The organism is Erythrobacter alti (assembly GCF_037996805.1).
Lineage (GTDB): Bacteria > Pseudomonadota > Alphaproteobacteria > Sphingomonadales > Sphingomonadaceae > Alteraurantiacibacter > Alteraurantiacibacter alti.
This window is the reverse complement of the sequence record NZ_JBBNAX010000007.1, coordinates 84679-103939: the sequence shown is the minus strand read 5'-3', so window position 1 is coordinate 103939 and position 19261 is coordinate 84679. Positions and strand designations below refer to the sequence as shown.

General features: G+C 60.4%; 23 protein-coding genes. 11 read left to right on the top strand and 12 right to left on the bottom strand.

Annotated features, from left to right (window positions below; translation table 11 throughout):
* The 8 genes from AAC850_RS08240 to AAC850_RS08205 form a co-directional block, all read right to left on the bottom strand.
* Window positions 1-525, bottom strand: coding sequence for a PaaI family thioesterase (locus AAC850_RS08240; RefSeq protein WP_422723186.1), 525 nt, complete (start codon window positions 523-525; stop codon window positions 1-3).
* Complete coding sequence (locus AAC850_RS08235; RefSeq protein ID WP_340588229.1) at window positions 485-946, bottom strand: PTS sugar transporter subunit IIA; 462 nt, start codon at window positions 944-946, stop codon at window positions 485-487. The genes AAC850_RS08240 and AAC850_RS08235 overlap by 41 nt, the downstream gene beginning before the upstream one ends.
* Window positions 947-1064: 118 nt before the next feature.
* Window positions 1065-1634: a ribosome hibernation-promoting factor, HPF/YfiA family gene (hpf, locus tag AAC850_RS08230; protein ID WP_340588227.1), complete on the bottom strand. Its 570-nt coding sequence runs from the start codon at window positions 1632-1634 to the stop codon at window positions 1065-1067.
* A 54-nt stretch (window positions 1635-1688) separates the two neighbouring features.
* Window positions 1689-2375, bottom strand: a complete 687-nt coding sequence (gene dnaQ / locus AAC850_RS08225; protein WP_340588225.1) for a DNA polymerase III subunit epsilon — start codon at window positions 2373-2375, stop codon at window positions 1689-1691.
* Window positions 2376-2400: 25 nt separating this feature from the next.
* The gene (coaE, locus tag AAC850_RS08220; protein WP_340588224.1) at window positions 2401-3018 is read right to left on the bottom strand and encodes a dephospho-CoA kinase; all 618 of its coding nucleotides are present in this window, start codon (window positions 3016-3018) and stop codon (window positions 2401-2403) included.
* On the bottom strand, window positions 3015-3875 hold the full coding sequence (aroE, locus tag AAC850_RS08215) for a shikimate dehydrogenase (RefSeq protein WP_340588222.1): 861 nt from the start codon (window positions 3873-3875) through the stop codon (window positions 3015-3017). The genes coaE and aroE overlap by 4 nt, the downstream gene beginning before the upstream one ends.
* Complete coding sequence (locus AAC850_RS08210) at window positions 3872-4450, bottom strand: Maf family protein (protein WP_340588221.1); 579 nt, start codon at window positions 4448-4450, stop codon at window positions 3872-3874. The genes aroE and AAC850_RS08210 overlap by 4 nt, the downstream gene beginning before the upstream one ends.
* 31 nt (window positions 4451-4481) lie before the next feature.
* A complete protein-coding gene (locus AAC850_RS08205; protein ID WP_340588220.1) occupies window positions 4482-5327 on the bottom strand; it encodes a pyruvate, water dikinase regulatory protein in 846 nt (281 codons plus the stop codon).
* A gap of 301 nt (window positions 5328-5628) precedes the next feature.
* Between AAC850_RS08205 and hemE the strand changes: the two genes are divergently transcribed.
* From hemE to AAC850_RS08185, 4 genes are all read left to right on the top strand, one after another.
* Window positions 5629-6645: a uroporphyrinogen decarboxylase gene (gene hemE / locus AAC850_RS08200; protein WP_340588219.1), complete on the top strand. Its 1017-nt coding sequence runs from the start codon at window positions 5629-5631 to the stop codon at window positions 6643-6645.
* Window positions 6646-6683: 38 nt separating this feature from the next.
* Entirely contained in the window at window positions 6684-7127 is a 444-nt protein-coding gene (gene hemJ / locus AAC850_RS08195; RefSeq protein WP_340588218.1) for a protoporphyrinogen oxidase HemJ, read from the top strand.
* 173 nt (window positions 7128-7300) lie between these two features.
* A complete protein-coding gene (gene rho / locus AAC850_RS08190) occupies window positions 7301-8557 on the top strand; it encodes a transcription termination factor Rho (protein ID WP_340588217.1) in 1257 nt (418 codons plus the stop codon).
* 33 nt (window positions 8558-8590) lie between these two features.
* Complete coding sequence (locus tag AAC850_RS08185) at window positions 8591-8971, top strand: BLUF domain-containing protein (protein WP_340588216.1); 381 nt, start codon at window positions 8591-8593, stop codon at window positions 8969-8971.
* 6 nt (window positions 8972-8977) lie between these two features.
* On the opposite strand, the gene AAC850_RS08180 is transcribed toward AAC850_RS08185, so the two are convergent.
* Together AAC850_RS08180 and AAC850_RS08175 are read right to left on the bottom strand one after the other, a co-directional pair.
* Window positions 8978-9379, bottom strand: coding sequence for a nuclear transport factor 2 family protein (locus AAC850_RS08180; protein ID WP_340588215.1), 402 nt, complete (start codon window positions 9377-9379; stop codon window positions 8978-8980).
* Complete coding sequence (locus AAC850_RS08175) at window positions 9376-10074, bottom strand: dienelactone hydrolase family protein (RefSeq protein WP_340588213.1); 699 nt, start codon at window positions 10072-10074, stop codon at window positions 9376-9378. Before AAC850_RS08175 ends, AAC850_RS08180 begins: the two co-directional genes overlap by 4 nt.
* Window positions 10075-10144: 70 nt before the next feature.
* Between AAC850_RS08175 and AAC850_RS08170 the strand changes: the two genes are divergently transcribed.
* The 6 genes from AAC850_RS08170 (at window position 10145) to AAC850_RS08145 (ending at window position 16027) form a co-directional block, all read left to right on the top strand.
* Window positions 10145-10417, top strand: coding sequence for a DUF6489 family protein (locus tag AAC850_RS08170; protein WP_340588212.1), 273 nt, complete (start codon window positions 10145-10147; stop codon window positions 10415-10417).
* Between the two features lie 7 nt (window positions 10418-10424).
* Complete coding sequence (gene mnmE, locus AAC850_RS08165) at window positions 10425-11702, top strand: tRNA uridine-5-carboxymethylaminomethyl(34) synthesis GTPase MnmE (protein WP_340588547.1); 1278 nt, start codon at window positions 10425-10427, stop codon at window positions 11700-11702.
* A 77-nt stretch (window positions 11703-11779) separates the two neighbouring features.
* Window positions 11780-13633, top strand: a complete 1854-nt coding sequence (mnmG, locus tag AAC850_RS08160) for a tRNA uridine-5-carboxymethylaminomethyl(34) synthesis enzyme MnmG (RefSeq protein ID WP_340588210.1) — start codon at window positions 11780-11782, stop codon at window positions 13631-13633.
* Window positions 13630-14256 (top strand): 16S rRNA (guanine(527)-N(7))-methyltransferase RsmG, encoded by a 627-nt coding sequence (rsmG, locus tag AAC850_RS08155; protein WP_340588209.1) that lies wholly within the window; start codon window positions 13630-13632, stop codon window positions 14254-14256. Before mnmG ends, rsmG begins: the two co-directional genes overlap by 4 nt.
* Window positions 14253-15029, top strand: coding sequence for a ParA family protein (locus tag AAC850_RS08150; protein WP_340588208.1), 777 nt, complete (start codon window positions 14253-14255; stop codon window positions 15027-15029). The genes rsmG and AAC850_RS08150 overlap by 4 nt, the downstream gene beginning before the upstream one ends.
* Complete coding sequence (locus tag AAC850_RS08145) at window positions 15026-16027, top strand: ParB/RepB/Spo0J family partition protein (RefSeq protein WP_340588207.1); 1002 nt, start codon at window positions 15026-15028, stop codon at window positions 16025-16027. Before AAC850_RS08150 ends, AAC850_RS08145 begins: the two co-directional genes overlap by 4 nt.
* 75 nt (window positions 16028-16102) lie before the next feature.
* Here the strand turns inward: AAC850_RS08145 and AAC850_RS08140 are convergent, their stop codons facing one another.
* Both AAC850_RS08140 and AAC850_RS08135 read right to left on the bottom strand, forming a co-directional pair.
* Window positions 16103-17104 (bottom strand): glycine zipper 2TM domain-containing protein, encoded by a 1002-nt coding sequence (locus AAC850_RS08140; RefSeq protein ID WP_340588206.1) that lies wholly within the window; start codon window positions 17102-17104, stop codon window positions 16103-16105.
* A gap of 133 nt (window positions 17105-17237) precedes the next feature.
* A complete protein-coding gene (locus AAC850_RS08135) occupies window positions 17238-17717 on the bottom strand; it encodes a GAF domain-containing protein (RefSeq protein ID WP_340588205.1) in 480 nt (159 codons plus the stop codon).
* A 72-nt stretch (window positions 17718-17789) separates the two neighbouring features.
* Between AAC850_RS08135 and AAC850_RS08130 the strand changes: the two genes are divergently transcribed.
* The gene (locus tag AAC850_RS08130) at window positions 17790-19253 is read left to right on the top strand and encodes a PQQ-dependent sugar dehydrogenase (protein WP_340588204.1); all 1464 of its coding nucleotides are present in this window, start codon (window positions 17790-17792) and stop codon (window positions 19251-19253) included.
* Window positions 19254-19261 lie beyond the last annotated feature (8 nt).

The window sequence follows — 19261 nt, the reverse complement described above, 5'->3', positions numbered from 1 at the left end:
TCAGTCCGGCTGGCGGTATCCGTCGAGGCCGGAAAGCGCGATGTGCGAGCGCATGAATGTGCCCGTCCCGCGACCGATTTCATCACCCTCCTCGTCCACCAAATGGGCCTCGGCAATGAAGACACGCCGCTTGCCGCTGATCCAGCGCCCTTCGGCGACGACCTTGCCACCACGAAGGGGCTTGGTGAAATGCAGGTTGAAACCTGTGGTGAGCAAGAATCGGTCGGAAACAAGCGAATTCGCAGCGTAGAAGGCTGCATCGTCCAACATCTTGAAATAAAGCGTGCCGTGAATCGCACCAGCCGCATGGTAATAGGCCTCGCGCGCCTCGAAGGTGATGCGCGCGAGACCCGCGGCGGTCACTTCGAGGGATGATTCGAACAGCGAATTGACCGGAGCCGAAGCGTAGAGCTGCTCGAGCGCCCGGAAATGCGCCGCCTGGCCATTGTCCGCCCCATGTGCAGGGCCGTTGCCGGTCCCGGCGTCAGGCAGCGTCACGATCCGACACATTGGTGAGCAAGCCATAAAGCGCCTCCGCATCGGGAGCATCGCTCAACGCTTCATGCATGCGTTCGTCGCGAACCAGCCGCGAAACAGCTGCAAGTGCGTGCAGATGTGTGACACCGCAATTTTCAGGCGACAACAGGCCGATCACAAGGTCGACCGGCAGGCCATCGGCAGCATCGAAGGCGACGGGCTTTTCGAGCTTGAGCATAGCGGCAATCGGGCGCCGGATTCCGGCAATGCGCGCATGGGGGATGGCGACACCACGACCGAAGCCGGTGCTGCCAAGCTTCTCACGCTCGTCGAGACCTTCAAGAACGAGGTCGGCATCGAGTTCCCAAGCCGAGCTGAAAATGCGGGCGAGATTTTCGAGGATCTCACCTTTCGTCTCGGCGTGAATTACGGCAACCGATTCAGGCTTCAGTGCAAAATTGGAGTCCATTGCTCTTGTCATTTAGCGCTTTCACGAGCTGCAGTGGCACTGCCCATGGAGTGCCGAACCCGGCGAAAACGGTTGGTTTTCAGCTATATCGCCTACCGCATGATTTGCGGGAAGGTGCTCAGGAAGGCTCAACCCATCCGATCGAGCCGTCTTCGCGGCGATAAACCATATTATGCCGTCCGCTGCCAGCATTTTTGAAAAACAGCGCATTCGTATGGCGCAGATCGAGCAGCATCACGGCGTCCGAAACGCTGACTTCGGGAATGTCGATCCGCGTTTCCGCGATCACCGGAGGCGCGTCTTCGCTCAGTTCGGTTTCCGGTTCGGATTCCTCGGCAGCAAAGATGGTGTAGGCCGCTTCTTCTTCCCTCACGGCATGTTGCGCCTGTTCGTGATGGTCCTTCAACCGACGCTTGTAGCGGCGCAGCTGCTTCTCGATCTTGTCGGCCGCCTGGTCGAAAGCGACGTGCGCATCCTGCGCCTGGCCGTGGCTCTTGAGGATCAGGCCGTGATTCACATGCAGTACGATATCGGCCGCAAAGGCGCTGGCTGGCGCTTTACCGAAGGTCACCGTGGAGGAGATCGCGCGACTGAAATGCTTATCGACTATGGTGCTTAAACGGTCCGAGGCATGTTCCTGGAGAGCTGCTCCGGTATCGACTTGATGGCCCGACACGCGAATATCCATGCACTGACTCCTTTTTATATCACTTCGTGCTGCACCCTATGTGGTGAGCATAGCTCACGAGGTCCAGAGGGGCGAGTCCAAGGATTCAAGAAAGCTTGCGTGGCGCGCAAGTTCCTCAGCGCTTGCACAATGTGCGCGCGGAGCACGGTATTCGCCCGTCTTGGGCCGGAAAACCCGCGTTTCCACGGTCTCCTGCCCGGTATTGTCGACCGCAAGTTGCAGCCCGATCTGCCGGCCGCCGGTCAATTCGACATAAACTTGCGCCAGCAATTCCGCGTCGAGCAGTGCTCCGTGAAGGACGCGATGCGATCGATCGACTCCATAGCGTGAACACAGCGCATCAAGTGAATGCTTGGCACCGGGATGTCTGCGCCGGGCGATGGCGAGCGTGTCGATCATGCGGTCTGCGCCAACGGCTTCGAGCCCGCACACCGACAGCTCGTGATTGAGAAATCCAAAATCGAACTGCGCATTGTGCGCCACCAGTGGCGAGTCGCCGATGAATTCGAGCAGTCCGGCTACGGTGTCGCGGAACAGCGGCTTGTCGGCGAGGAACGTCGACGAGAGCCCGTGAACCGCTTCCGCTTCGGCAGGCATCTCGCGCTCCGGGTTATAATAGGCGTGGAAGGTCTCACCCGTTGCCACACGGTTGACCATCTCGATGCAGCCGATTTCCACCATCCGGTCTCCGGTGGCAGGGTCGAGCCCGGTTGTTTCGGTATCGAAGATGATCTCGCGCATGGCCTACTCTATCGCCCGAAGCCGGTCATTCGTGCAAGCGCTCCGAAAGCTTCTCCACCAGCTCCTCCACCGCCTTTTCCGTCTCTTCAAGCGATGTACCGGTGTCGATCACGAAATCGGCTTGCGCTCGTTTTTGCGCATCGGGCATCTGTAGCGCGAGGATCTGCTGGAATTTCTCTTCGGTCATGCCGTCCCGCTGCAGCACACGGTCCCGCTGCACCTGCGCCGGGGCCGAGACGACTACGATCCGGTCCACTTCCTTTGCTCCGCCTTTCTCGAACAGCAGAGGTATGTCGAACACCACGAGCGGAGCGTTGGCGTGGCGGTAGAGGAATTGCTCACGCGCTTCGACCACTGCCGGATGGACAATGCTTTCCAGCAACGCGAGCTTGTCGCGGTCACCAAAAACCAATGCACCTAATTGCTGGCGATCGACGCCGCCGGGTCCGGTGCTGCCGGGAAATTTCGCTTCGATCGCGGCGAGCAGGCTGCCGCCCGGGCCCTGCATTGCGCGCACTTCGAAATCGGCATCAAAGACGGGCACGCCCAGCGCCTCGAACATGCCTGCCACCGTGCTCTTGCCCATCGCGATGGAGCCGGTGAGGCCAAGGATCAGCGGACGCGTTTTGCCAGCATCGCTCATTGCGCGAGTATCCGGCGCAAGTCCTCGTCGCCATCCTCGCGCGGCGGCTTCTGTCCGAAGAACCGCTCGAACGCGATGGCCGCCTGTCCGATCAGCATGGCATGGCCGTCGATCGTGCGCATTCCCTCAGCGCGCGCGCCTTGCAGAAGGGGCGTATCAAGCGGGTGGGTGACGATATCGTAGACGATGCTACCCGGCGGAGCATGGCTGAAGTCGAATGCGAGCGGCGGTTGGTCTTCCATGCCGAGCGGGCTGGCGTTGACGATCAGGTCCAGGCAACCCTCGCGGTCATCGAATGCAAAATTGGTCGGTGTGGCAAAGTGATCGAGCGGGGCGACATGGTGTTCGCCATCGGGGTCAATCTCGTCGAGTAAGACACGCGCCTTTTCGGGATTGCGTGCGGCAAGGACCAGCGTGAAGCCATGTTCGGCAAGGCCGGCGGCAATTGCGCGCGCAGCGCCGCCCGTGCCGATGATCCGCGCCATGCGAAAATAATGTTCGCGCGCGAGTTCGTCCCGCAGCGGCTCGAGGAAGCCCTCGACATCGGTGTTGGTGCCAATCAGCGCGCCATTGTGGCGACGCGTCACCGTATTGACCGCGCTGACCAGCTCTGCACCGATTTCGAGCCGGTCGAGAAACGGGATCACCGCCTGCTTGTGCGGCATGGTAATATTGCACCCGCGCCATTCAGGGTCCGTCCGGCGCGATGTGATGTAATCGGCCAGTCCGCCGGGAGTGACGTGGCATTTGCGATAGTCGGCTTCCAAACCAAGCTTCTCCAGCCAATAACCATGGATCACCGGCGATTTGGAATGGGCGATGGGGTCGCCGATCACCTCGGCATAGGGCCTGCTCATCGCGGCAACTCACCGAGTTCGCGCAGCGCGCCGAGCGCCGGGAGCAGGGGCATTCCAAGCACGGTGAAGTGATCGCCTTCTATCTTCTCGAACAATTGCACGCCCAGCGCCTCGATCCGGAATACACCCACGCAATACCCGACTTCGGGCCATTCTCGTTCCAGATAGTCGGTGATGAAGCCTTCCGAAAGGTCGCGCACATGCAGATGAGCGGCGGCGGCATGACGCCAGACAAGCGCGCCATCGCGGGCAATTGCCGCAGCCGAATGCAGGTGCATGACCTTGCCCGAGAAAAACCGCAGGTGCTCGGCTGCATCATCGCGCGATGCTGGCTTGTCGAAGCGCCGACCCTCGACAATGACAAGCGAATCGCTGCCCAGTATCGGAAGTCCTTCGTCCTGTACTGCCATCGCCTTGGCCTCGGCCAGCGCCAGGGCAACCTCGTGCGGAGGTGCATCGGCCATCGCTGCTTCGATGGCGCGTTCATCAAGATCAGCGGGCCGGGAGATGAATTCTACCCCCGCATCGCGCAGCATCACTTGGCGCGATGCGGATTTCGACGCCAGCACAAGCATCAGTGCAGCGCCAGTCCCGACATGCGCTGTGTCATATCGGTTTGGGTCCGGTTTGCGGCAGTCGGTCGCGCCCTTCGCGTTCTTGGTGGAGGCGGATCACGGCTGCCGCAGTTTCCTCGATCGAGCGCCGCGTGACATCGATCACCGGCCAGCCATTGTCGGCAAACATGCGCCGGGCAAAACTCACCTCGGAGCGCACACGTTCGCCATCGACATAGGATGTCTCGGCAGTCTCGTTGAGCGAAAGCAGGCGGTTGCGGCGGATCTGCACCAGTCTTTCAGGCGCAGTGGTGAGGCCGACGACCATCGGGTGGCGCAGGGTAAACAGGTTCTCGGGCGGCGGGCTTTCGACCACCAGCGGGATATTGGCGACCTTAAAGCCGCGGTTGGCCAGATAGATGCTGGTCGGAGTCTTCGATGTGCGCGACACACCCGCGAGCACGATATCGGCCTCTTCCCAGTTCTCGAATCCGATCCCGTCATCATGAGCAATGGTGAACTGGATTGCATCGACGCGGGCGAAATAGGCGTCGTCCATGGCGTGCTGGCGTCCGGGGCGACCCTTGGCCTCCTGTCCCAGCCGCTCTTCCAGTGCCAGCGTGACCGCATCGAGCGCATCGACATGCTTCACGCCAAGCGCACGGCACCGCTCTTCAAGCTGTTCGCGAATGCTTTCATTCACCAGTGTATAGAGCACGAGGCCGGGATTGCGCTTGAACTCCTCGACGATGCGATCAAGATGCTGGCGAGAACGCACCATCGGCCAGAAATGACGCTCGACATCGCTGTCCTCGAACTGCGCGAGGGCAGCCTTCGCGATCATTTCGAGGGTTTCGCCGGTCGAGTCCGACAGCAGATGGAGGTGAAGACGGGCCATGTGGATAGACATGCGCATAAACCACGGGACGGATTGGCGGACAAGTCAGGGATAGCATTCCATCCCCGCAATCGGCTGATTCGCACTCAGGGAAATAGCCGAAGGCGTGTTTATTTTCCCAAGCTGTGGGTAGCGTGGAGAACGAGAGCTTGACGCGGAAAGTCAACGAGTCGATGCCGCGTCAAGCAATGCCACGGGCAGGACAACTTCGGTGATCCACCGGTGTCCCCACAATCCACAGGCCCAACAAACAACATAATTTCTATAAATATATATATTTATTGGATTGGACTCTCTCTTAATGGCCGGAATTCTTCTCGAAAATTTGCGCGGAACGCGAACCGAAAGGCGTCCAGTATGGCTCATGCGTCAAGCCGGGCGCTATCTTCCCGAGTATCGCGCCTTGCGCGCCGAAAAGGGTGGTTTTCTCGAGCTTGTCTACGATAGCGAAGCCGCGGCGGAAGTGACGCTCCAGCCGATCAAGCGGTTCGGTTTTGACGGTGCAATCCTGTTTTCCGACATTCTGATCGTGCCGCACGCACTGGGGCAGGACCTGTGGTTCGAGGCTGGCGAGGGGCCGCGGCTTGCTCCGCCGCTGGTCGATGGTGCGTGGCAGGCGCTGGAACAGGCGCATCACCATTTCGACCCGGTCTATCGCACAGTAGAACTGACCAGGGCGCAGCTTTCCGCCGATGTCACCATGCTCGGTTTCATCGGATCGCCGTGGACCGTGGCGACCTACATGGTGGCGGGGCAGGGATCGAAGGATCAGGGCGCAGCGCGGGCGCTTGCGTGGCGTGATCCGGCAGCGTTCCAGTCGCTTGTCGATGCGATCGAGGCGGCAAGCCTTGAATATCTGATCGGCCAGATCGATGCGGGCGCGGAAGCGGTGCAATTGTTCGATAGCTGGGCGGGATCGCTCAGTCCGTCGCAATTCGAACGCTGGGTAATTGCGCCAAATGCCCGGCTGGCCTCTGCCATTCACGAACAGCGACCCGGCATTCCGGTTATCGGCTTTCCGAAAGGGGCGGAATCCAAGCTGCCCGCCTATGCCCGCGAGACAGGAGTCGATGCGGTGGGCATCGATGAGACCACCGATCCATTGTGGATTGCCGCCCAACTGCCCGCTGGCATGCCCGTGCAGGGTAATCTCGACCCGATGCTCCTGCTGGCAGGCGGAGATGAGCTTGAGGCGCAAGTCGGGCAAATTTGCGATGCCTTTGCCGAGCGGCCGCATGTCTTCAACCTTGGCCATGGCATCGATAAGGAAACGCCGATTGCCCATGTGGAACGATTGTTGGAAACTTTGCGCGGGTGAGGGGTGACGCTGGTAGTCGGCTCGCCTAAGTGACTCCTATGCAGGAAATTCTCGCCACGCTCTATTTCTGGCTCAAGGCCGGTCATATCATCTTCGTGATCTTCTGGATGGCGGGGCTGTTCATGCTCCCGCGCCTGTTCGTCTACCACCAGGAAGCGGCGGAAGGGTCTGAAGAAGCGGAAAAATATGTCGATCGCGAAAAGCGGCTGCTCAAGATCATCCTGTTGCCTTCGATCATCACCGTGTGGTTGCTCGGCCTGGCGTTGCTGGGCACGGGGATGGTGCCGATGGGCGGGTGGTTCCACCTCAAGCTGCTGATCGTCCTGATCCTGTCGGGTTATCACGGCTATCTTTCCGCCTACGCCAAGAAGCTGGCGCGCGGGGAACGCAAGCTGTCGGGCAAGCAATTGCGGTTGCTCAACGAAGTGCCCGGTGTTGCAGCGGCGCTGATCGTGATCCTGGCCATCGTCAAACCGTTCTGACCACGCGCTGGATTCGGGATTTCACACCACACATTGAATTGACCGCAAGGGGCGCGTCCCATATTGCGGTTGCATCACCGGCAAGAGGTCGCGAGTCACAAGCGACCGGGTCTGCTTTCTCCAAGCCCTAACTGGCCCGCCGGCATCCCAACTGATTACGGAATACCAAAACAATGCATTTGAAAGAACTTAAAGAGCGGACGCCGGCAGAACTCGTCTCGATGGCCGAAGAAATGGGCGTCGAAGGCGCCTCGACCATGCGCCGCCAGGACCTGATGTTTGCCATCCTGAAAGAGGTGGCGGACGACGGAGAGGAAATCCTCGGCATCGGCACGATCGAGGTGCTGCAGGACGGTTTCGGCTTCCTGCGTAGCCCCGAAGCAAACTATCTCGCCGGGCCCGACGATATCTACGTTTCCCCCAACCAGGTCCGCAAGATGGGCCTGCGCACGGGCGACACGGTCGAAGGTGAAATCCGCGCGCCCAAGGATGGCGAACGCTATTTCGCGCTGACCAAGCTGCTGAAGGTCAATTACGATGATCCCGACGCGGTGCGTCACCGGACCAATTTCGACAACCTCACGCCGCTCTATCCTGACGAGCGGCTGAATCTCGATACCAAGGATCCGACAGTCAAGGACAAGTCGGCCCGCGTGATCGACCTGATCTCGCCGCAGGGCAAGGGCCAGCGTGCGCTGATAGTTGCACCGCCACGCACGGGTAAGACCGTGCTTTTGCAGAACATGGCCAAGGCCATCACCGACAATCACCCCGAAGTGATCCTGCTGGTGCTGCTGGTCGATGAACGTCCCGAAGAAGTCACCGACATGCAGCGCAGCGTGAAGGGTGAAGTGATCAGTTCGACCTTCGATGAACCCGCCTCGCGCCACGTGCAGGTTGCTGAAATGGTTATCGAAAAGGCCAAGCGCCTGGTCGAACACAAGCGCGATGTCGTGATTCTGCTCGATTCCATCACGCGTCTCGGCCGCGCCTACAACACCGTGGTGCCCAGCTCGGGCAAGGTGCTGACCGGCGGTGTCGATGCCAATGCCCTCCAGCGGCCCAAGCGGTTCTTCGGTGCGGCACGTAACATCGAAGAAGGCGGCTCGCTTTCCATTATCGCTACCGCTCTGATCGATACCGGTAGCCGCATGGACGAAGTGATTTTCGAAGAGTTCAAGGGCACCGGCAACTCCGAAATCGTGCTCGATCGCAAGGTCGCGGACAAGCGCATCTTCCCGGCGCTGGATGTCGGCAAGTCCGGCACGCGCAAGGAAGAGCTGCTGGTGGACAAGGAACAGCTTTCCAAGATGTGGGTGCTGCGCCGGATCCTGATGCAGATGGGTACGGTCGATTCGATGGAATTCCTGCTCGACAAGATGAAGGATTCCAAGACCAACGAAGACTTTTTCGCCACGATGAACCAGTAACGCGACTAAGGGGGGGCAAAGCTTATGCGACAAATGGCGTATATCAGCACGGCCGCGAAGCTGGACGACGAGGATATCAAGGACATCCTCGTTACAGCGGTACGCAACAATCAGGCGCAGGGTATCACAGGCTTCCTCTTGTACAACGGGCGCAACTTCCTCCAGCTTGTCGAAGGCGAAAGTGCGGCCTTGATGAGCTTGTTCGCGCGCCTTTCGGTCGACCCCCGCCACTCGGGAATGGTGATCACCTCGGACCTCTCTGTCAGCGGACGATGTTATCCCGATTGGCAGATGAAACTGCTGGGTTGGCATAGCGACGTTGATACGCGGCGCGAAGAAATCGGGGCGGCAATCGGAACCGATCTCAACGAAGAGGTGCGCCGGTTCATCATGAATTTCGCCGCTCTGAACTAGCCGGATTCACCCGCCCGCCAATTGGGCGAGCATCTTTTCGCGAACGATCTGGATCGCCTTGAGCGGACGAAGCATAACCTTGAATTCGTGTATTTTTCCGTCTGTATCGAAGTGGATCAGATCGACTCCGTTGATCGCGATTCCTTCAATCTCGGCCACGAATTCCAGAGCAGCATTATCGACGCCGACAATTTCGCGGACATAGCGAAAACCATGTTGGCCAAACAATTGTAGTGCGGCGCCGAGATACTGCTCGACCTTGTCGCGGCCTTCCTGAGGTGTGTGCATGACGGGCGACAGGAATACCGCGTCATCTGCAATGTGAGCGGATAGGGTGCCCGGGTTCGCCTTTGCCGTTACAATGTCGTGCAGAACGCCGATTGTTTGCGCGCTACCGTGCTCGCTCATGCCAGATGCTTTGCAAAGAAGGTCGCGGTGCGACTGTCCGCAAGATTGGCTGCGTCCTCGTCACGGCGCTTACCGAATTCGGTCGCAAAACCATGATCGAGACCTTCGTAATCATGCAGCGTCACCTTGGGATTCGGATCGAGCGCATCGTGCATCGCTTTCTGAACATCGGGGCCGACAAAGCCGTCTGCTGTGGGAACATGCAGCATAAGCGGGTGGGCAATAGCATGTTGTTCGCGCAGCAGATTGTCGACACCGACCGCATAATAGCCGACGCTGGCATCCACATCTGTGCGCGCTGCCGTCATGAAGGCCAATCGGCCTCCCAGACAATATCCGACGGCTCCTACCTTGCCGCTCTGGCTCATGCCGCGCACGTATTTGATCGCGGCTTCGATATCGCGAATGCCGGCATCCTGGTTGAACTTGCCCATCAGTTCGAGCGCAGTCTGGAACTCTGGCTCGATATCGGGATCCAGCTCCACTCCGGGCTCAAGGCGCCAGAACAGGTCGGGGGCGATGGCGAGGTAGCCATCTTCCGCCAGCCGGTCACATTTCCGGCGGATCCCCGCGTTTACGCCGAAGATTTCCTGGATCACCACGATTGCCGCTTTCGGGTCTCCTGCGGGGCGCGCCACATAGGCATCGAAAGCGCCTTCGCCGGAAAGGGTGGAAATGCTGACTGTCTCGCTCATATATGACTCTCCCGCTGTCTGGGTATTATATGCCTAATCCTAGCAGCAGAACAGGAAAGGCGTCTGCAAAATGAAGGTCAATATCGAGATTGATTGCACTCCAGAGGAGGCACGCCAGTTCATGGGGCTGCCCGATGTCGAGCAGGCGAACGCCATCTATGTCGAGACGATTGCCAATGCGATGAAAGGCGTGTCGAATGCCGACCAGCTCGAGCAATATGCCAAGCAGTTGGCGCCGATGGGGCAGATGGGCATGAAGATGTTCCAGAGCTTCATGGAAGGCGCGAACCGGAGCGCCAGCGGTAGTGGCAAGTCGCGCGGTGATACGTCTTCGGACGACTAACTACCTGATAATGGAAACAATATTTGCGCTTTCGAGCGGGTTGCCGCCTGCCGGTATCGGAGTGATCCGGATGACCGGGCCGCAGGCGCGCGCCGCGTTGGATAGCGTGGCGGGACGTATTCCCGAACCGCGCCGCGCCGTGCGAGCAGTGTTTCGCGATGCTGCCGGTGACCAGCTCGATGATGGGCTCGTCGTGTTTTTCCCCGGACCGAATTCGGTGACCGGAGAGGATCTGGCCGAGTTTCACTGCCATGGCGGGCGCGCGGTTGTTGCTGCGGTCGAGCGTGCGCTCGGCGAAATCGCCGGATGCCGCCGTGCCGAGCCGGGTGAATTTACGCGCCGTGCCTTCGCCAATGGGCGGATTGATCTTGCCGAAGCGGAAGGTCTGGCAGACTTGCTTTCTGCCGAGACCGAGGTCCAGCGCCGCAGCGCCATCGCCATGGCAAGCGGAGCATTGTCGCGCCAGGTTGAGGGATGGCGAGAGGAGCTTCTTTCGCTGTCGGCCGCTGTCGAGGCAGTGCTTGATTTCGACGATGAGGACGATGTGGGCGGTTTGCCGGAAAGCTTTTCCACCCGCCTCGCAGATTTGGCGGAGGAGGTCCGCAGCGCACTGTCAGCCCCGCATGCCGAGGTCTTGCGCGAGGGTTTCCGTGTTGCATTGGCCGGCCCGCCAAATACCGGGAAATCGACGCTTTTTAACGCGTTGACGGAGAGCGAAGCGGCGATCACCGCCGAGATCGCAGGCACCACGCGTGATGTCCTGACCCAGTCTGTCGCTTTGCGCGGTATTCCGTTCACCTTCGTCGACATGGCGGGCCTGCGCGCGCCTGGAGAGGATCGGATCGAGGCAATCGGCATTTCGCGCGCACAAGACGAAATCGCTCGTGCTGATCTCGTCCTCTGGCTTGGTGAGGAGGGCAAGGGGCCGGCCGGCAGTTGGGAAGTGGATGCGAAGTCGGACAGGCCGGATCGAGTCGTAAAGACGAGTCCCGATTACCGTTTGTCGGCAATCACGGGCGAGGGCCTATCCGCTCTGCGCGAAGCGTTGATTGACCTGGCGCAGACGGCGATGCCGAAGCCGGGCGCTGCAGCGCTCAATGCGCGCCAGCGTTCGCGACTCGAGGAAGGTGCTAACGCGCTTGAAACGATCGCAAGCGGATCTGACCCGCTGCTTGTCGCAGAGCACCTGCGCATGGCGCGCGGTGCATTCGACGCGCTCACAGGCCGAGCCTCGACAGAGGATGTGCTCGACGCGCTATTCGGGCGCTTTTGCATCGGAAAATAGGATGTTCCACGTGGAACATGCACCAACTGACGCTTCGCACTTTGACCCGAGCACGCAGGAGCAGTAACGGGCGCATCATGACCGGTTTCGATGTCATCATTATAGGCGGAGGCCACGCGGGCTGCGAAGCCGCTGCTGTCGCGGCGCGTATGGGCGCGCGCACGGCGCTGGTTACGTTTGATGCAAGCAAGCTTGGCGCGATGAGCTGCAATCCGGCGATTGGCGGGCTGGGCAAAGGCCACCTTGTCCGTGAGGTCGATGCTTTCGATGGCTTGATTGGTCGTGCCGCGGACGCTTCAGCGATCCATTATCGGATGCTCAACCGCTCGAAGGGTAGCGCGGTCCATGGGCCACGCGTCCAGGCGGACAGGAAGCTGTTTCGTGCGAGCGTGCAGCTAATGCTCTCCCAGTTGCCGTCTCTTACGGTGATCAAGGGCGAGGCGTCTGAATTGCTCATGGCAGGTGAGCGGGTCGGCGGAGTACGCCTTGCCGATGGCAGTGACATCGCGGGTCAGTCGGTTGTTTTGTGCACCGGTACATTCCTCGGTGGAACTCTCTTCCGCGGAGAAGAACGCTTTGACGGCGGCCGGATTGGCGAGAATTCAGCCCAGCGACTGGCAGAACAGTTGCGCGCCGCGGATTTGCCAATGGCGCGGCTCAAGACGGGGACGCCGCCGCGGCTCGACGGTCGGACGATCGATTGGGCGCGTCTCGCCGAGCAACCCTCTGACGATGAGCCTTGGACGATGTCCCCGCTCACCAAGCGGCGGGTCAATCCGCAGGTGTTCTGCGCAATCACGCGCACGAATCCGCAGGCACACGCCATCATTGCGGATAATCTGGATCGCTCACCGCTCTTCAGCGGTGCTATTGATGCCGCAGGGCCGCGCTATTGCCCTTCGATTGAGGACAAGATCCACCGTTTTGCGGATCGTGACGGGCATCAGGTCTTCCTGGAGCCGGAGGGCCTCGACACGCATCTCGTCTATCCGAACGGCATCAGCACCTCGCTACCGGTTGACGTGCAGCTCGGCATGTTGCGCGCGATGGAAGGGTTGGAGCAGGTTGTGATGGAGGTGCCCGGTTATGCCGTGGAATATGATCACATCGATCCGCGTGCACTCGGCAGTGACTTGCAGCTGAAATCCATGCCGGGTTTATATTGCGCCGGACAAATTAACGGAACCACCGGATATGAGGAGGCGGCTGCGCAAGGCTTGATTGCAGGTATCCAAGCCGCCTGCGTTGCGCTCGATCGTGCGCCACCCGCACTGGATCGCGCCAATTCCTATATGGCGGTCATGATTGACGATCTTACCCTTCACGGGGTGAGTGAACCATACCGAATGCTCACCGCCCGCGCCGAGTATCGGCTGCGCCTGCGCGCCAACAACGCGTCGACGCGTCTGACACAGATGGCCCTGGACACTGGCTGCGTGGGGTCGGAACGTTCTGAATGGTTTGCAACCCGGGAAGCGCAACGTTCCACGTGGAACACGGCGCTGGACAGGGCGGTGAACGCGGCGGAACTGAGCGCTGAGGGGTTGTCTGTCAGGCGCGATGCTGGCCGCAAGCCGTTGCGCGAATGGCTCTCGTTTCCCGAGCTGACGATGACAGCGCTTTCGCCATGGCTACCTAATGAATGTGATCCCGACGGCGAGCTGGCGCAGGAATTCGAAGAGGATGCCGCCTATGCGCCCTACCTTGCCCGCCAGGATGCTGAACTGCGCGATCTGCGCAGTGGCGAGCAGCTCGAGCTGGGGGACAGCTTCCCGTACTCCGAAGTGCCCGGGCTCTCGAACGAGATGGTCGAGCGGCTTAGTGCGGCAAGGCCTAGCAATTTGGCCGCGGCTGGCCGTGTGCGTGGTATCACGCCAACAGCACTTGCAGCATTGCTGGTTCACGCGAAACGCCGTAATCGCGCTGCATGATCGAGAACGAGGAGCAGGCTAAGGCTTACTGCGCAGAGCGCTGCGATGCGGACGCAATGGAGCGCTTGACCGCATTTATCAAACTCCTTGCCGAGGAAAACGAGCGCCAGAACCTTGTCTCGAAAGCGAGCCTATCGTGTGTATGGCAACGCCATATCGCTGACGCAGTGCAATTGCTGGATCATGTTCCACGTGAAACATCGCCATGGCTCGATTTGGGATCAGGAGCGGGATTACCGGGACTAATACTTTCGTTAGTCCGACCTGATCTGGACATCGGACTGGTCGAATCGCGCCGCAAGCGATTCGAGTGGCTCGAGCGTGTTAAGGGCGAATTTGGCCTTTCGCGTTGCACAATTCATGGGTCACGCCTCGAAAATGTGGAAAGTCATGAAAACGCCGTTATCACGGCGCGCGCCTTTGCACCGCTTGGTAAATTGCTCGACTTATCCAGCCGGTTTTCCACACGCTCCACCATCTGGCTGTTGCCGAAAGGGCGTTCCGGGGCGCAAGAACTGTCTCAGCAGCCTGCAAAGATCCGTGCAATGTTTCACGTGGAACAATCGCTCACGGATCCTGAGGCGGGGATATTAGTCGGCACAGGGAGGCCAATTCAGCCATGATCGTGATCGCGATAGCCAATCAGAAGGGTGGAGTGGGCAAAACAACCAGCGCCATCAATATAGCAACGGCTATGGCGGCGAGTGGTTGGAGAACGCTTCTGGTCGATCTCGATCCGCAAGGAAACGCTTCGACGGGAATAGGTGTTGGCGCTGCAAATCGCGATTTTTCAAGCTACGATGTGCTTGTTGACCAAGTGGCTGTTGATCATTGTGTCATGCGTTCGAGCATTCCCGGGCTGGACCTGCTTCCTGCAACGGTTGATTTGAGCGGTGCCGAGGTTGAGCTTGTCGGTGTCGAGAACCGGGCACATCGCTTGCGCGACGCCCTGGCTGACCACAAGGGGCGCGATATCTGCTTTATCGACTGCCCGCCATCGCTCGGATTGCTCACGCTCAACGCGCTTTGTGCCGCCGATACGCTTCTGGTGCCGCTACAATGCGAGTTTTTCGCGCTGGAGGGCCTCAGCCAGCTTCTGCAGACAGTCGAGCAGGTTCAGCAGCGCTTCAATCCCGATCTGGGCATCGTCGGCGTCGCCCTGACCATGTTCGATCGCCGTAACCGCTTGACAGACCAAGTGGCAGACGATGTTCGCGAATGTCTCGGTGATCTGGTCTTCGAAGCGGTTATTCCGCGCAATGTCAGGCTTTCTGAAGCCCCAAGCCACGGCTTACCCGCATTGGTCTACGATCATTCCTGCATGGGTAGCCGGGCCTATATGGCCCTTGCGAGAGAGCTTATCGGCCGACTTCCGGCACAAAAGGTGGCAGCATGAGTGACAAGGATCCCGGCGAAAATATAACCGCGGAAAATGTAGCGCCAGCGCGGGCGCCCGCACGGCGCAAGCTGGGCAAGGGCCTTGGCGCACTGATGGGCGAAGCTCGGCGAGAGGAACCGCTGGTCGCTCCACGTCCTGCGCCGGGCGGTGCTGCGACACCCAACTCGGCCAAGGGCGGTGACGGACCTGTTGACGGACTCACCATGCTGGCGATTTCCGATATCGAGCCGCATCCCGACCAGCCACGCCAGCATTTCGATGAAGAAGCGCTGGCGGAGCTTGCTGCATCGATCGCGAGTCGCGGAGTGATTCAGCCGGTGATCGTGCGTCCGCAGCCGCGCGGAAAATACCAGCTGGTCGCTGGCGAACGTCGCTGGCGCGCGTCACAAAAAGCGCAACTGCATGAAATTCCGGCGATAATCCGTGATTTGGCAGATCGCGATGTTATGGCGCTTGCGCTGATCGAGAACATCCAGCGCGAAGACCTCAACCCGGTCGAGGAAGCGCGCGCTTACCAGCGCTTGTCCGAATTTGAGGACATGACGCAGGCCGATATCGCTACGCTGGTCGAGAAATCACGCAGCCACGTCGCCAATTTGCAGCGCCTTCTCAGTCTTCCAACCCGGGTGCTTGATCATATCGAGGCGGGTCGGCTTGATATGGGGCATGGCCGCGCGCTGATCGGTCTGGAGAACGCCGAGGAACTGGCGGAGCAGGCAGTCGGCAAGAACCTTTCCGTGCGCGAGGTCGAGAAGCTGGCGCGGAAGAGCCGCAATGGCGGGGAAGCGCCCGCCCGGCGCACCGCTCGTCCGCCGCGCGATTCGACGCAGGACGCCGATATTGCCGCGGTCGAGAACCATCTGGAAGAGTTTCTCGGCCTGCCGGTCAAGATCGCATCCGATGACGATCCGCGCTCGGGTGCGGTGACCGTTCGCTTCCGCACACTCGACCAGTTGGACCTTATTTGTCAGAGGCTTACTGGCGGCGGGATCTAATTACGTGCCGCAGTCGCGTCGCGCAAAAAGTTGCGCCGCGCAAGTTTTCGTCGTTCTCTGCTGCATGCTTCTCGTTCAGCCGAGCGGGGTCAGCTTGCCTTGTGGTTCGGGCGCAGGCTGCGGCGCAGGGCGAGGCTGAGGACGGGGGCGCGGCGAAGGGCGCTCGATTTCTACCTCTTCCTCCACCACAACTTCGCTGCAGACCTGGCAATCCTCATCACCGTGGTCGCGGCCGTGTTCGTGTCCGCGAATACGGCCTTGACGCATGCCTGACGCGACGGGTACCATCATCACCTGTTGGCCATAGGTAAATTCCCCGCCACCGAGCTCATGACGCCGCAGATAGGCTTCGCAATAGCGTGAGGCCCAGATTTCGTTGCGACTAAGCTCTCCGTCACCGTCGCCATCGAGGACCGAGCCGATCGCTGCCCCGGCAATGCCGCCAAGGCCAGCGCCGACAACCGTCCCGAGCAGCCGATCATCATCGGCAATGCGATTGCCCGCGACGCCGCCGACCACCGCACCGAGCAATCCGCCGATCAGCCCGCCATCGCGGTCACGGCGATGGTCGTAATAGCCACCGCCGTCGGCCATCAAATACTGGCAATCCATCAGCCATTGCGCGCGTTCTTCCTGCGTGTAGGCGAGTCGCGGGCCACGATGTCCGCCATGACGGCCGTGATGCTCACGCCAACCGTGCCCATCGTGCGAGAGGACATGGCCGTCCTCACTCATGAAATGATTTCTGCCAATGAAGACACCATGATAGCTGGCATCGACGGTTCGTCCCTCGGCATCGGTGTAGATTCCGTTCCATTCGCCGTGCCAGGTATTCTCGTCGCTCCAGTCACCCTGCCAGGCACCTTCATAGCGACCATCGGTCACGACGGCGTCAGCGTGGTGGCTTTCGCTGTGGTGGCCTTCTCCGTGGTGGCCCTCACGATGCTGCATTTCCCCATGCTGCATCGTGCCATGATCCGCGCCATGCGACATGTCATGCGCATCCTGCGCCGAGGCAGGAGAGGAGGCGAAAAGCGCGGCTGCGCTTGCTAGCAGGAGTGCAGGGCGGGTCGTCATCGCAGTAGTTTCCCTCATATGAGAACGGGCGGCGCGCCCATTTAACCCCATATTTACCTAGGAAACCCGCAGAAAACCAAGCGAGCCGCGCCCCGTGCCCCACTACGGGACATTCCTGGCCTGTACGCCGGGCCTAGATGCGCGTGGAAAGAAGTGCTGCCAGCGCCTCGATTCCGGCGCGATCCTCTGCATCGAAGCGCGCCAGGTCGGGACTGTCGAGATCGATCACGGCAATCACAGCCCCATCCCGCATTACCGGAACCACCAGTTCGGACCGGCTGCGCGCGTCGCAGGCGATATGACCGGGAAAGGCATGCACATCCTCGACCAGTTGCGTCTCACCCCTGGCAGCCGCCCCGCATACGCCGACCCCCACGGGTATACGGATGCAGGCCGGCCGACCGGTAAAGGGGCCAAGCACCAGCTCGCCATCGACCATGCGGTAAAAGCCGGTCCAGTTGCAGTCGGGCAGGAATTCTCCGAGAAGTGCCGCGACATTGGCCATGTTGGCAATTGCATCGGGCTCGTCTGCGGTCAGCGCTCCCGCTGCCTCGAGCAAAGCGGCATAAATTTCGGGCTTGCTGGCCCCCGGTGCTGGTGTGAAATCGTACATGGCGACGGCCTCTAACGCGTCTCTGCAGCCAAATCCATTGCCGCCGCGCGCCGCCTCGCTTATCCAGCCATCATGCGCATTCTCAAGAAGATCCTCATCGCCCTCCTCGTCCTGCTGGTTATCGGCGGGATCATCATCTGGTTCCTGACGCGGCCCGATGTGGCCGAATATTCATTGCTCGACACGACAGGGACCGATCCGGTGCTGGCAGAGGCTGACAAGCAGCTCGTTCCCACCGTTGCCATTGCGGAGCCGATCGGGTGGGGAGATGGCGAGGCGCCGACACCGGGCGAGGGGCTGCAGGTGAATCGCTTTGCCGAAGGGCTGGATCACCCGCGCGTGCTGTACACCCTGCCCAATGGCGATGTCCTCGTCACGCTGACCAACGCGCCCGAGCGCGAACTGGCTGGCGGCTGGCTCACCAATTTTGTCGCCGGTTTGCTCTTCAGCAAGGCAGGCGCGGCTGATCCATCACCTAACCAATTGGTTTTGTTGCGTGATGCAGACGAAGATGGTGTTGCCGAAGAAAAGCACGTGCTGCGCGAAGCGGACCTCGATTCGCCCTCGGGGATCGCCTGGATTGACGGCAATCTCTATGTTGCCAATCACGACGCCGTGTTGCGCTTCGATTACGAACTGGGCAGCGACAGCGTGGAAGGAGCGCCGGAAAAGATCCTCGACCTGCCGCCAGCCGGTAATCACTGGATGCGCAACATCATCCTCTCCGAAGATGGCACTCGCATGTATGTCGCGGTCGGTTCGGCCTCGAACATCGGTGAGGGCGGGATGGAAATCGAGGAAGGCCGGGCGGCGATCCACGAAGTGAATCTCGAAAATGGCAATTCGCGCATCTATGGCGCGGGCTTGCGCAATCCTAACGGCATGGCGTTCAATCCCTGGACTGGCGAACTGTGGACCACGGTGAACGAGCGCGACATGCTGGGCAGTGACTTGGTGCCCGATTACATGTCCAACGTGCCGATCGGCGTTCATTACGGATGGCCATGGGTCTATTACAACGATGTCTTCGATGAGCGGGTGGAGGCACCCATGCCGCGCTTCCTCACCGAATACACCCGCACTCCGCAATATGCGCTTGGCGCCCATGTGGCGGCGCTAGGACTTGTGTTCACCGAAGAAGGCACGCGCATGGGCGAGGCATTCGGCCACGGTGCCTTCATCGCGCGCCACGGCTCTTGGAACCGTTCGCCGCCCGCCGGATATGACGTGGTGTTCGTGCAATTCGACGAGCGCGGCAACCCGGTGGGCCAGCCCCGCCAGGTGCTCGAGACATTCCTGACCAGCGGAAACCAGACCTACGGCCGCCCGACATGGGTCGAGTGGGATCGTACCGGTGCCTTGCTGGTGAGCGACGATACCGGCAACATCATCTGGCGCGTAACTGCTCCGGGTGCGCAGGCCGCTGGAACCATCGAGCGCAACAGGGGCGAGAGCCTGCCGCCGCGCCGTGAACTTCAGGGCGATCCGGCGCGTGCCTTCGAGGAAGGGGCAATCGCTCCGCAAGACATCCTGTAATCTTGGGC